The 13,148-nt window shown below is 61.4% G+C and carries 12 protein-coding genes; 7 read left to right on the top strand and 5 right to left on the bottom strand.

What is annotated here, in order from left to right; translation table 11 throughout:
- The first annotated feature begins 63 nt into the window (after positions 1-63).
- Positions 64-1,338: a UDP-N-acetylglucosamine 1-carboxyvinyltransferase gene (gene murA, locus CO583_RS04865; protein WP_043558672.1), complete on the top strand. Its 1,275-nt coding sequence runs from the start codon at positions 64-66 to the stop codon at positions 1,336-1,338.
- Here murA and CO583_RS04860 read toward each other — a convergent pair.
- The gene (locus CO583_RS04860) at positions 1,304-1,858 is read right to left on the bottom strand and encodes a TIGR00730 family Rossman fold protein (RefSeq protein ID WP_248630833.1); all 555 of its coding nucleotides are present in this window, start codon (positions 1,856-1,858) and stop codon (positions 1,304-1,306) included. The genes murA and CO583_RS04860 overlap by 35 nt on opposite strands.
- A 125-nt stretch (positions 1,859-1,983) precedes the next feature.
- A complete protein-coding gene (locus CO583_RS04855; protein WP_192848559.1) occupies positions 1,984-3,225 on the bottom strand; it encodes an MFS transporter in 1,242 nt (413 codons plus the stop codon).
- A 274-nt stretch (positions 3,226-3,499) separates the two neighbouring features.
- On the opposite strand from CO583_RS04855, the gene CO583_RS04850 reads away from it, so the two are divergent.
- From CO583_RS04850 to hrpB, 5 genes are all read left to right on the top strand, one after another.
- Entirely contained in the window at positions 3,500-4,078 is a 579-nt protein-coding gene (locus CO583_RS04850; RefSeq protein ID WP_043558668.1) for an NUDIX hydrolase, read from the top strand.
- A gap of 14 nt (positions 4,079-4,092) precedes the next feature.
- The gene (locus tag CO583_RS04845; RefSeq protein WP_086441433.1) at positions 4,093-4,746 is read left to right on the top strand and encodes a TVP38/TMEM64 family protein; all 654 of its coding nucleotides are present in this window, start codon (positions 4,093-4,095) and stop codon (positions 4,744-4,746) included.
- Complete coding sequence (locus CO583_RS04840) at positions 4,743-6,005, top strand: multidrug effflux MFS transporter (protein WP_081847659.1); 1,263 nt, start codon at positions 4,743-4,745, stop codon at positions 6,003-6,005. Before CO583_RS04845 ends, CO583_RS04840 begins: the two co-directional genes overlap by 4 nt.
- Before the next feature lie 95 nt (positions 6,006-6,100).
- Entirely contained in the window at positions 6,101-6,640 is a 540-nt protein-coding gene (locus tag CO583_RS04835) for an adenine phosphoribosyltransferase (protein WP_043558665.1), read from the top strand.
- Positions 6,641-6,670: 30 nt separating this feature from the next.
- Complete coding sequence (hrpB, locus tag CO583_RS04830; RefSeq protein ID WP_248630855.1) at positions 6,671-9,157, top strand: ATP-dependent helicase HrpB; 2,487 nt, start codon at positions 6,671-6,673, stop codon at positions 9,155-9,157.
- Positions 9,158-9,225: 68 nt separating this feature from the next.
- Here hrpB and CO583_RS04825 read toward each other — a convergent pair whose 3' ends face one another.
- Complete coding sequence (locus CO583_RS04825) at positions 9,226-10,293, bottom strand: glycosyltransferase family 32 protein (RefSeq protein ID WP_248460309.1); 1,068 nt, start codon at positions 10,291-10,293, stop codon at positions 9,226-9,228.
- 345 nt (positions 10,294-10,638) lie between these two features.
- On the opposite strand from CO583_RS04825, the gene CO583_RS04820 reads away from it, so the two are divergent.
- On the top strand, positions 10,639-11,922 hold the full coding sequence (locus CO583_RS04820) for a S1C family serine protease (RefSeq protein ID WP_248630834.1): 1,284 nt from the start codon (positions 10,639-10,641) through the stop codon (positions 11,920-11,922).
- 17 nt (positions 11,923-11,939) lie between these two features.
- Here CO583_RS04820 and CO583_RS04815 read toward each other — a convergent pair whose 3' ends face one another.
- Positions 11,940-12,740, bottom strand: a complete 801-nt coding sequence (locus CO583_RS04815) for an SIMPL domain-containing protein (RefSeq protein ID WP_156878796.1) — start codon at positions 12,738-12,740, stop codon at positions 11,940-11,942.
- Complete coding sequence (locus CO583_RS04810) at positions 12,737-13,084, bottom strand: hypothetical protein (RefSeq protein WP_248630835.1); 348 nt, start codon at positions 13,082-13,084, stop codon at positions 12,737-12,739. Before CO583_RS04810 ends, CO583_RS04815 begins: the two co-directional genes overlap by 4 nt.
- Between the last annotated feature and the right edge of the window lie 64 nt (positions 13,085-13,148).

Below are 13,148 nucleotides of genomic sequence, written 5' to 3'. Positions count from 1 at the left end.
CAAGCAGAGAACCTCATCCAGCCTGTGAGGCACGGTGATGGGATGAGGTATGGAGAGAGACAGATGGATTATTTCCTGATCGAAGGTGGCCACCGTCTTGAGGGGCGCATTTCTGTTGGTGGGGCCAAGAATTCGGGCCTGAAACTGATGGTGGCCGCCCTGCTTTCCGAAGGGCCTCTCATCCTTTCCAATATTCCCGATATTGCGGATATCCGTACCATGCGGACCCTGCTGGGGCAGCTGGGTTATGACGTGGTGGAGATTGATGGTCCCCGGCAGCTCAGCCTTGGTGGAACCATCCAGTCGGTAGAGGCTCCTTACGACATCGTGTCCCGGATGCGGGCCTCCATTCTTGTTCTGGGACCTCTGCTGACCCGTATGGGAGAAGCCCGTGTCTCCCTGCCGGGTGGGTGTGCCATCGGGACACGCCCGGTGGACCTTCATCTCAAAGGACTGGAGGCCCTGGGCGCCGAGATCACGCTGGAGGGGGGTTACATCAATGCCAGAGCGCCCAATGGCCTGAAGGGCGGGCGTGTCGTGCTGCCATTCCCCAGTGTGGGGGCGACGGAGAATGTTCTCATGGCAGCCACGCTGGCCCGTGGCACGACGGAGATCGTCAATGCTGCCCGGGAGCCGGAAATTCTGGACCTTGCCAACTGCCTCAATGCCATGGGGGCGAAGATCACCGGGGCGCATTCCGGCACCATCATGGTAGAGGGGGTGGAGCAGCTTCATGGTGCTCGTTACTCCGTCATGCCAGACCGCATCGAGTGTGGCACCTATGCCTGCGCCGTGGGCATGACGGGTGGGGATGTCCTGCTGGAAGGTGGCCGCATGGTAGATCAGGAAGCGGTTGTCTATGCGCTCCAGCAGGTTGGCGTGGATGTTACGGAAGAGGCTGATGGCTTGCGGATACGGAGTGAGGGAAAGCTGCGGGGGCTGGACCTGACAACCGAACCTTACCCCGGTTTTCCGACCGACATGCAGGCGCAGTTCATGGCCATGCTCTCTGTAGCGGAGGGAGCGTCCATGATCACGGAAACGATCTTCGAGAACCGTTTCATGCATGTGCCGGAACTGAACCGCATGGGGGCCAACATCACCATCCAGGGGCGGTCAGCCGTGATCCGTGGGGTGGAACGCCTCTCTGGTGCCAAGGTGATGGCCACGGATCTGAGGGCATCTTTTTCACTGATCCTGGCTGGCCTCGTGGCCGAGGGTGAGACGGAACTGAGCCGTGTCTATCATCTCGACCGTGGGTATGAGCATGTGGAGAAGAAGCTCTCCGCCTGCGGGGCCAAGATCAGGCGTGTGAAGGTTTCTTCAGACGCCGCATGACGCTGGGCACGTCCGTTACGACCTCGTAGAGGGTTTCTGCCCCTGCATCGGCGAAACCCTGTGCCTGCGTGGCCTGCAGCAGGGCGATGAGCGGGTCGGCCCAGCCGTTGGTGTTGAGAATGATGATGGGCCGCTGGCTCAGCCCCAGCTGGCGGTGCACGAGAACCTCCATGAATTCGTCGAATGTGCCAAACCCTCCGGGGAGGATGACATAAGCGTCAGCTTCTTCGAATAGCCGGGCTTTCCGGCTGGGCATGTCTTCTGTCACTTCCAGGTCTGTGACGCCTTCATGCAGGATTTCCTGCGCTTCCAGAAAGCGGGGAATGATGCCTTTTACGGTACCGCCGGCCAGCAGGGTAGCATCGGCCACGGCGCCCATCAGGCCAGCAGTCCCGCCCCCATAGACGAGAGTGAGACCCGCTTCCCCCAGGGCTGTTCCGAGGGCACGGGCTACCTGCATGTGAGCCGGATCGTGCCCGGGGCGTGACCCGCAGAAGACGGAGCAGGAGCGGATGGTCATGATGGACTGTTTCCTCCGAACAGAAAAATGCCGGGCAGAGAAGACTGTACCCGGCATTCTGGCAACTGGCAGGCCCCCGCTGGGGGAGGAACCGGGAAAGGCCCCACCCAGCAGGCGGCTGTTGGTCAGGCAGCGTTTTTCGGCACACCACATCCCGGAATACGGGAGAAGATGGCACTGAAGGCGATACCACTGATGCAGAGCACACCAGCCACGGCAAACATGACACCCCAGCCCATGTGGTCACGCAGACCGCCCATGAACCAGCTGGAAATCACGATGGTCAGGTCGGTGAAGATGGAGTAGGCGGCGATCAGGATACCGTGGAACTCCGGCCCATCGGTACGGACGGCCATGGTGCCCATGGCGGGGAAGAGCAGGGAGAAGCCCGCACCCGTCAGTGCAGCACCGATCAGGCCACCCGTGGGGTTGTGCACCAGGCAGAAGACGGCCATGGCAATGGCTTCCGTCACCAGGGACATGTAAGCGATCGGCACACCGCCATGCTTGTCGATCTGGCCGGAGACGAAAATACGCATGAAGATGAAGCAGGCAGCGAAAACGCCGAAGGCCACACCCAGGCCAGTCCAGTGGTTATCCGTGTAATACAGGGCCAGGAAGCTGTTGACCGTACCAAAGCCGACAGACCCGGCAGCCAGAGCGGCACCATACGGCAGCACTTTCTTGACGGCGAGGGCGAAGGACATCGGCTTGCCTTTGCTCGGCAGCGGCTTGATGGCTTTGTAGAAGGTCAGCAGGATGATGCCGCCAATACCCAGCAGGGTGGCAAAAATGCCGACGGGCAGCAGCCGGATGTTCGGCAGGAGGCCGCTGAGGAACTGGCCGACGGTCACGCCAACGGCGATACCACCGTAGGAGGTGACACCGTTCCAGGAAATGGCGACGGAGGAGTGCGCAGGGCCGACGCGGCGCAGGTTCCATGTCGTGACGGAGGTGGAGGTGCAGCTCTCGGACCAGCCGATGAAGAGACGGCTGATGAGGGCAATGCCCAGGGCCACATAGCGGGACGTGTCATTCAGGCCCATGAAGCTGGGGATCAGAGCTGCAAGGCACATCAGCAGGCCGGAGATGGTGCAGAAGATGAGACCATACCGCAGAATGGCCTTGGGGCCATGCACGTCAATGCGATGACCGACGATCACACGCCCCATGGCGGTACCGATGTACTGCAGGGAGATGGTGCTGGCGGCAATGGCTGTGCTGAAACCCAGCGTGTTGTGCACGAACTGGGCACCAATGATGGCATTGGGCAGCCCGATGACAAAATAGACAAGGAGGTTGAACAGGACTACGGGCATGACCCGCATGGTCGGCGAGCACGTATAGGTTGCGTCTTCATCAGACATGGGCGTCCCCTTTGCAGTTTCCGCAAGCCGTGCCCACCTGGTAACTGTAACCGGCACAGCCTTTCTTGGTTATCGACCATAGGTGAGAAAGCCTTTTGCGTCACGGGGCAATGATTTGCTCAGCTTGCATAGTTATGAATGGCTGCCATGCAGGGATATCAGTAGGATGATATCTGGCTGATTGGGGTAAAGCGTTTCACTTTTTCTTCTTCACCATGATACAGGGCGGCCTGATCACGATGATGAGCGACCGGCCATTGCTGCGAAGGAGCCGATGATGATTGATGATGCGGTAAAGAAAGCCTGTGAGGATGCAGGCTACCAGATTCTTTCTTCCGAGATGGTTTATGAAAACCCATGGACTGCGGTGCGGGAAGACAGGATCATCCATCCTGGTGGCAGGAAGGGTCTGTACGGCGTTGTCGAACGGGGGACGTTTGCCGTCATCATGCCCATGCATGCTGATGGTCGCCTGACACTGGTCCAGCAGTTCCGCTACCCGGTGGGAAAGCGGCTCTGGGAGTTTCCCATGGGCATGTGGGAGACACGGCCGGATGCAGATGCCACGGAGCTTGCCCTTGGTGAGCTGCGGGAGGAAACGGGCCTGCGTGCCGGTGAGTTGATCCATGCAGGGACACTGTATCAGGGAGCTGGATACTCCACGCAGATGGGGCATGTTTTTCTGGCCCGGAATCTTGTCCGTGGTGAGGCCGAGCGGGAAGCGACGGAAGCCGACATGAAGGTGAAAGACATCCCGCTTGCCGAGTTTGAGCGCATGATTGTGGAAGGGGAGATGACTTGCATGGTTACGCTGGCCGCCTATGCCCAGATACGGGCCCGGGGTTTGCTCTGAGGAGTCCCGTTCCGTTGCGGGCGGCAGTCCGCCCCGCTCTTCTGGTCCTGCTTCTGGTGGGAGGGCCGCTGCTTTTGTGGCGGATTCCGGCCATCCAGCATGGGCTGGGACTGATGCGGGAGTGGGCCGGGCAGCCTTATGCGGCCCTGCGGGTCCTGCCGCTGGCCGTGCTGTATTGTGCTTTTGGTCTGCCCCGGCAGGCACTCTGTTTCGTGCTGGGAGCGGGGTTTGGCATTGGCATCGGGGTGGTGGAGGCCAGCCTGGCCTATGGGGCCGGTGCCCTGCTGGGCTATGGCTGGGGGCGGCTCTGGCGGTGGAAATGCCCGGTCAGGGCGGTTTACGTGCCGTGGTTCATCCGGGCTGGACAGCGGGCTCCATTCCGCATGGTGGCCTGTGCCCGGCTGCTGCCGGTCGGGTCTGCCCTCCTGGTATCAGTCTCGTCTGGCATGGCGGGGCTTGCAGTTGGCCGGTTCCTGCTGGCGACCATGCTGGGAGGGTTGCCCCAGAATCTGGTTTTTCTTCTGGCTGGCAGGGGTGTAGAACTACGCCATGGCTGGGCACTGGTTACCGCCGCCGTGCTGGCACTTCTTTCCGCCGTGTTGGGAGGCTGGGTATTACGCGGGTTTCACAAAGAGATGAGATGGGAAAGGCAGGATAGCGGAGCATGAAGACGTCACAGCATGGCTTTTTTGAACATGCCCTGATTGGCAAACCGCTTATCAAGGGTGGGAAGATGCCTTTCTGGCTGCCGATCCTTCTGGGAACGCTGACGGCGGTTGGCCCTGTCTCGACAGATATCTATCTGCCGGCCCTGCCAGAGATGGAGCAGCAGCTTGGTTCCGCACCGGGAACGGGCAGCCTGACGATGGCGGCCTGGGTGGCGGGGCTGGCCATCGGGCAGATCATTGTCGGGCCGGTGACGGACCGCTTTGGTCGTCGTCGTCCGCTGCTTGTGGGTACCCTGTTCTATGCTCTGGCCGCAGCAGGCTGTGCCCTTTCGACCTCCATGCCCATGCTCTGTTTCTTCCGGGCTTTTGCCGCCCTGATGGGGGCTGCCAGCCTCGTGGTGCCCAATGCCTGCGTCAGGGACCTGACAGTCGGTGACGCCACGGCGAAGATGATGTCCCGCCTTATTCTCATACAGGGTGTCGTGCCCATTCTGGCGCCGGCTCTGGGTGGTTTTGCTCTCCAGTTCATCAGCTGGCGGGACATTTTCTGGGCAACGTCCCTTTATGGTGTAGTGGGGCTGCTGGCGGTCTTCCTTTTCCTGCCAGAAACACTGGATGGCGAAGACCGTCACCCCATGCGTCTCTGGCCTATTATCGTCCGGTATGGGCAGACCCTGAAGGACAGGAACTACCGCTTCAATGCGCTCATCTGGATGGTGCAGGGATTCGTCATTTTCACCTATCTGACGGCTGCACCCTTCCTCTTCGAGAGCGTGTATGCGTTCACGCCGTTCCAGTATGGCGTGCTGTTTGGTGTGATGGCGGTGTGCATGATCGGTTCGTCCCAGATCAATGCCTGGTTGCTGAACTACTATCACAGCCGGACCCTGCTTCGGGCCGGGCTTGCCATCAGCTGCGTCGGGGCGGTTGTACTGCTGGGGCTGGCCATCTGGTCTGCACTGGATGTCGATGCGGCAGGGCATCTCAGGCACATCTATCTCTGGCCACTGTTCGGGGCGATGCTCTGTGCGCTGGGGCCGGGGGGATGCATTGGCCCCAATGCCATGGCCGGTGCCCTGCTGACACAGGGGCGCAATGCCGGTGTCGCTACCGCTCTGGCGGGGACGGGGCAGTATGTGTTCGGTATTCTGGCCAGTGTCATGTTCTCATGGCTGCCGGTGGGTACGGCGATCCCAATGGGGGGAATGCTGCTGGCGGCTTTCCTCCTCATGATCCTGTTTGCCCGCATGGCTCCCTGATGGCAGCAAGGAGAGCCTTCCCTTTCAAAAGGACGGCACAAGGGCCTATAAGGGGGGCTTCGTGCATATCATGACCTGCAATGTGAAGGCCTGCCATGTCCTTTGAAGACCCTGCTCCGCTGGATTTGAAACAGTATATCCGTGAAGTTCCGGATTTTCCGAAACCGGGCATCCTGTTTTATGACATTTCCACCCTGATCCGGAATCCGGAAGCGTGGCAGGTGGCTACGGGGCGTCTGGCGCAGGCGGTGGCCCGCTTCCAGCCAGACCTTCTGGCAGGGATCGAGAGCCGTGGCTTCCTCACGGCAGCTCCGCTGGCAACCCGCCTCGGCTGTGGTTTCACCATGCTGCGCAAGCCGGGCAAGCTGCCGGGCAAGACCATTTCCCACAGATACAGCCTCGAATATGGTGAGGATGAGCTGCACATCCAGGCGGATGCCGTCCGTCCCGGCCAGCGTGTGGTGGTGCTGGATGATCTTCTGGCAACCGGCGGTACGCTGGCTGCCTCCATCGACCTTCTGCGCAAGGCTGGGGCCGAGGTTGTCGGGGCTTCCGTGATGATCGAGCTGCTGGCTCTGGGAGGCCGTGGAAAGGTTGACGTGCCGGTTACGTCCCTTCTGACATACGAGGACTGAGCCGGGACAGGGCCTACAGGAGGCAGCATGATGTCGGATTCCCTGCCCGTGACGGCGGTCCTGCCGGCTTTGCTGGAGGCACTGGCCGCTGGCTCCAATGCTGTGCTTGTGGCGCCGCCGGGTGCCGGAAAGACTACGGCCGTGCCGCCTTTTCTGCTGGAGGCTGCGCCTGGCTGGCTGGGGGATGGCCGTATCCTGCTTGTGGAGCCACGGCGTGTGGCCGTACGGGGAGCGGCCCAGCGCATGGCGGCCTTGCGGGGTGAAGCCCCCGGCGGGGTGATCGGCTATCGCACCCGCATCGACAGTGCCGTTTCGGCCCGGACCCGCATTGAAGTCGTCACGGAGGGTCTGCTGGTCCGCCGCCTGCTGGCAGACCCCCTGCTGGATGGCGTATCTGCCGTCCTGTTTGATGAAGTGCATGAGCGGTCACTGGATGGCGACACGGCTCTGGGGTTCTGCCGGGACATGCAGCAGAGCCTGCGGCCGGAGCTGCGGCTCGTGGCCATGTCCGCCACGCTGGATGCGGGCATTTTCACGACCGCCCTTCAGGCCCCGCTGATCGAGAGTGACGGACGGCAGCACCCGGTGGAGGTCCGCTACCGGCGGGACATTGCCCATCTGCGTGATCTGCCGGAGAGCTGTGTCCAGGCCGTGGCACAGGCCTGGCGGGAGGAAGAGGGCTCCATTCTGGCGTTCCTGCCCGGGGTGGGAGAAATCCGCAGGGCGCAGGCCAGTCTTCAGGGACTTCTTGGGGACCGGGTGCCTGTCCATCCTCTGTACGGGGAGCAGTCGGTGGAGGATCAGGCCCGTGCGCTGGCTCCGGAGTCCGGGCGGCGTATCGTGCTGGCGACATCCATTGCTGAAACGTCCGTGACGGTTCCCGGTGTGCGTGTGGTGGTGGATGGTGGCTGGCGGCGTCTGCCCCAGCGTGATGCCGGTACGGGCCTGCCCCGCCTTCATACACGGCGCATTTCCCGGGCAACGGCGGAACAGAGGGCAGGCCGTGCGGGGCGTCAGGCTCCCGGTATTGCCATCCGTCTCTGGTCTGAAATGACCCAGCGTAGCCTGATCGTGCAGGAAGTCCCCGCCATAAGGGAGGCGGACCTGTGTGATTTTGCCCTCGTGACGGCAGCCTGGCAGCAGGCGATGGGCACGGCCCCGGCGGCTCTGCCGCTCATCGAGCCAGCCCCGGAGGGGGGACTGGCCGCAGCGCAGTCCCTTCTCCAGTTTCTGGGGGCTCTGGATGGTCAGCGGGAGCTGACGGCTCTGGGGCAGCGGATGGTCGGGTTTGGTACGCATCCCCGGCTGGCTGCGATGCTCTGCGCTGCCCGGACGGTGGAGGAGATGGCCGTGGCGGCCTGTCTGGCGGCCCTTCTGGAAGAACGTGATCCGCTGGGCGGTCGTGGGGGCCGGGGAGGAGAGGCCTCCGCTGACCTCCGGCTGCGTCTGAAACTCTTCATGCAGGATGATGCCCGTGTTCCCAGGCATGTGTTGCGGCAGCTCCGCCATGCTGCGGGGCGGTTCCTGCGCCGGGCCGGGCAGGGGACAGGGCAGGATGGTCTTGCGGACCTCGTGAGCGATGGGCTGACGGGTCACGTCGCGGGACGTCTGGTGGCGGCGGGGTTCCCTGACCGTCTGGCACAGCGGACCAGTGCCGATGGACGGTACCGTCTGGCAGGAGGTGGCAGTGCCCGCTTGGGGGCGACAGACCCGCTGGTGCGGGAGGACCTTCTGGCTGGGGCGGCCTTCCATGTCCGCAAGGGGACGGACATGACCCTTGCGGCTCCGGTCACGCTGGAGACCCTGCCCGATTCCGTACAGGCCAGCCTGAAGGAACAGCGGGAACCGGCCCTTGATGGTACATCGGGCAAGGTTATTGTCCGGCAGAGGCTGCGGCTGGGCAATCTGGTGCTGAAGGATCGTAATGTCCCCCCCGAGGCGGAAGACATCACGGTGGCCCTTCTGGCGAAGGTGCGGTCTGATCTGGCCCGGCATCTGGACTGGTCGGCGGCGGCCCGCCAGTTTCAGGCCCGTGTTGCTCTGGCCCGGACGCATTATGCGCCCCATCTGCCTGATCTGTCTGACGAGGCTCTGGCCGAGGACATGGAGTGGCTGGAACCGTGGCTTGCGGGACTGGACCGGCTCACACAGATTCAGGAGCTGGACCTTGTGGCCATTCTGGCCAGCCGTCTGTCCTACGAGGACAGGCAGGAGCTGGACCGCCAGCTTCCGTCCCATGTGGCTCTGAAGGTCGGGCGCCGGCGCATTGATTACACGACGGTCGTGCCATCCCTTTCTGCCCGGGCGCAGGACTTTTATGGCACCACGGCCCTGCCGAAGCTGGCAGGTGGCCGGGTGCCGCTCCATGCTACCCTGCTGTCCCCTGCCGGACGGCCACAGGCCGTGACGGCGGACCTTGCCCAGTTCTGGACGTCAGGCTGGCTGGACATGCGGCGGGACATGCGGGGGCGCTACCCCAGACATAAATGGCCCGAAAATCCCGCCGAGGAGGCTTGAGGCCGTTCAGTCTCCGGTTTTCTGTCCCCGGTGGTTCGAGCATGTGCTGCTTCGGGGAGGAGAGGCCATCATATGGTATCGCCCACACGGGTGGATTGTATGACGAGGGGCAGGACCTGCTCGTGATATTGGTCCTTGCGGTAAATGTTCTTCACCATGTGGGGATTGAGGCCCTTCGCCAGAATGTTTTCCATCCTGATGTCGAATTTGTTCAGGTTGTTGAAGACGACTCTTGTGAACAGGATGGGGCCGGTCACTTTCAGTGTTGCCACGCTGCCCGTGCTGTGCAGGTTGGGCGTGTAAAGGAAGATGTTGGCGATCAGCTGGTTGATGACCTTGGCCATAAGAGGATGGCCCGGCGCACAGATGAGACACCATATAGGGAATTCGCCCCCTTCAATGTGGGACAGTTCGGCTTTTTTGCCCCATTCGAAGTATTGGGGCAGGCTCCAGTCCCATTGTGAAATGATGAACTGGTCGTCATCACGGATAATGGAGGATAATGGCCGGCTGCTGCCCGATTTCATGTCCAGATAGACACCGCCATGCTGATACAGGCAGAGATATCTGAAAAAATCCGCCTGTGCTGCGCCATAGAGGCGGTTCAGCCGCAGATAGACACTCAGCACGTCCCATCCATAATGGGTATGGATGAAGTCAATGCGGTCTTTTTCTGAATAATACCGGTACTCCCAGTCCTTATTCATTGTTTTCAGGGACGTTATGTTTTCAAGATAGCCTGTTTCCGGGTGAAGGGCATTGTCTGTCTGGTGGATGATGTGCGGTATATGGGGAGAAAAAGGTTTTTCCTGAACGAATTTGAATGGAATGCTCGAGAGGCGTCTGAACTCTTCCCACCAGTTGGCCTTGTTGGCGAAGCCGAAGGTGCCTTCGGGGCGGGCGGACAGGAAATTGCCGTCTTTCAGCAGGACGAACGTATCATCCTTCGGGTTCAGGACGGTGATGCCATGTGCCGTCAGCTGTTCATGGGTGGGGAGGCAGGCCCTGTAATGTTCGATGTCGCAGAAATCGACATGCCTGAACTCATCATTCTGGATGATGAGAACCGTAAAGAAATACGTCACGAAAATCGGGTGATGCAGGGTAATTGCATTACGTTCGCTGTGGGCTGTCATGTATCCGTCCTTCTGGCGCATCCGGCATGTCTTTTTCAGGTCTTCAGGAGGTAGGGGGCATGGTTGTTTTCAGCCCGTGCTGTCTGAATGCTGGGTCTTTCCTGACCTGCCCTGCCTGCCCTGAAAATGAAAGAAAAGTAAACTGCCACGGAGACCGGGTCCCTGCAAGTATTTTGCAAGGTGGAGATGGGGTGTTTTCTGCTGGGGCGGGCTGATATGTGGTACAGCCTGAAGGTCAGGAAGGTGCTTTCAAACGGGATGGAGTGTGGTAGGGAGTGGAAGACTTGAAGAGACATTGCGGCAGCCGTGCCGCAGTGAGGGGAGCGCATGTGAATGCAGCCGGTTATGAGGCACTTGGTCTGGTCTGTCCTGCTGCCGGCGGCCGTGGGGAGCATGGTGGCTGCGGGCGTATGCCTGTGGTGGGTGCCTGGTGGGGAAAAGGTTCCCGAGCCGATAAAGAATACGAGCCTGTATAAGGCGGTCCGTCATCCGCCTGTTCCGGTATCGTCTCCGCTTGTGCTGCCGCCTGCTGCCACGCCGGTGGGGGCCCTGCCCGTGGGTGTGAACCATGAAGCGCCCGCTTTGCGGGAGGCGTTGAATCTGCCCAGTTTTGCGCCGCTGGTCCATCAGGTCATTCCGGCGGTGGTGAATATTTCAATCTCTCATGCGTCATCCTCGGCGGATGAGGATGATGAGGGAGAGCCTGATACGGCCTCTCCGCCTGCCAGCCAGGAGCAGCGCCGCGCTTCACCGGCCCCCCGGAAGAAGCATCGTCTCCGGCATCATGTGACGGGCAGGGGGCATCACATGCTGCATCCGGCTGATGACGAGCTGACAGGGGCGGGATCCGGTTTCGTGGTGGATGCTTCTGGCATCATCGTGACGAACCGGCATGTCATCGGCCACGCCACGAGGATCATGGTGTCCCTGTCTGACGGCCGCTCCCTGCCCGCCCACAGCCTGGGGGATGACCCGATGACGGATATTGCCGTCATCAAGGTGGATAGCCCGACACCGCTGCCCTGCGTTTCCTGGGGGGACAGCCGGCAGGTGGAAATCGGGGACTGGATACTTGTGGCAGGCAATCCGTTCGGGTTCGGGTCGTCAGTGACGGCAGGCATTGTTTCTGCTGTCGGGCGTGATCTGGGTAGTGGGGCGCTGGATGACTTCATGCAGCTGGATGCCCCCATCAATCCGGGCAATTCTGGTGGGCCTGCTTTCAATCTCCAGGGGCAGGTCGTGGCAATGAACGCCGCCATTGCGTCCCCCAGTGATGGTTCCGTGGGGATTGGCTTTGGTATTCCGTCGGAAATCGTGGCGCCTGTCGTGGAGGCCATCCGCCAGACGGGCCATGTGGAACATGGCTGGCTGGGTGTGACGCTCAACGATTCCAGTTTCCCCATGTGGGTGGAGGATGTGGATCCTCACGGAGCGGCATGGCGGGGAGGCCTGCGGAAGAAGGATGCCATCCTGGCGATTGGCAACATCCCGGTGCATGATGCCCGGACGGTGTTGCGCAGTGTTGCGGCAGCCCATCCCGGGACGGTTTTCAATTTCACCATAAGGCGGGAGGGCAAGATCATCACCCTCCCGGTTGCGCTGGGCAAGCGCCCCACGACGGTTTTCTAGGGCTGGCTGCCCCTCCATCAGGGTGCAGTCGGGGGTTCCCTGTCTGCCAGACGGGCCTGGGCGCTGACGGTGACACGGACGGTCTGCATTTCTGCCGTGCTCTCCGGTGCTGCGGCAGCGCTGCGGGCTTCGGCCATCATGAGCATTGGGCCTGCGGGGTGGAGCGGTTCAAAACCATCTGCGCCGTGGCTCCCGATACGCACACGTTCCAGACCAATCAGGGTCTGGCCCAGAGCGGCGGCATCTTCCTCGGCCTGTTGGCGGAGTTTTTTCAGGGCCCCCAGACGGGCCTGCTTTTCCAGCTTTTCACGGGTCTCGGGGTTGAGAGTCCATTGCATGTCCTCAAGGCCCAGCCCCAGTTTCTGAAGTTTTTCGGCCAGAGCAAGCAGGCCGTCACGGTTCTGGCTGCTCAGGGTCAGGCTCTGGCGGGCAACCCAGCTGCGTTTGTCATGAGGACCATATTCCTGCCCGACCGTGTAAGTCTCCGCCGTACTTTTCACGTCCGGCTGATCTTTCAGGATGGCCATGGCACTGCTGACAAGCTGGTTGAGGTGCTGCTGGGTGCCGGTGGGAGAACTGCCCTCCGTTCTGGCTGAAAAGCGTATGGAGAGCGTATCTGCCTTTGCCTGTGCTTCATCAGAAACGGCAAAGGCGAGCAGCGTACCATGTGGGTGTGGCGGCTCTGGCGGGATCATGGCAGGGGGTTCGCCATCGGGGATGGTTGGTGCTGGGGGAGCTGCCATGGCCACGCTGCCTAGCAGACATCCGGTGGCCAGTGCAGTCAGGCCCGTGAATTTCAGCGAACGATGGAGGGTCATTGGTGGGAGCCTTCCTGATTTTTCAGCAGAACAAGTGCGCGCCGCAGGCGGCCTATGCCTGCCCGTATGTGGTTCTGCTGGCAGAGTTCCTGCCCTTCTTCCTGAAGATGCCGTGCATCATCCATGGCCCCGACGGGAACATCATGAGGCATGCGCATCTTTTCTGCCAGATGCTCGCTGAGCTGGGCGCAGTAAGCCTGGCTGTCGCTGGTGATGACAAGGTCCTGCGCAGGGGTGGAGGGTTCGTCTTCCGGCAGCAGTGACCCCCAGGCGTGCCCCGGCCGGAGCGGCATCTGGGCCAGCAGGAGAAGGACAGTGAGGAAGAAAACGGTGCGCATGGTCATCAGACTATCACAGCTTGTTTGCCCGGAAGATGGGCGAGGAATGAAGATTTGGTAACAGGCCTGA

The organism is Parasaccharibacter sp. TMW2.1882, from assembly GCF_023337635.1.
Lineage (GTDB): Bacteria > Pseudomonadota > Alphaproteobacteria > Acetobacterales > Acetobacteraceae > Bombella > Bombella apis.
Note: the sequence above shows the minus strand (reverse complement) of the source record. Positions and strands in the feature narration are given on the sequence as shown.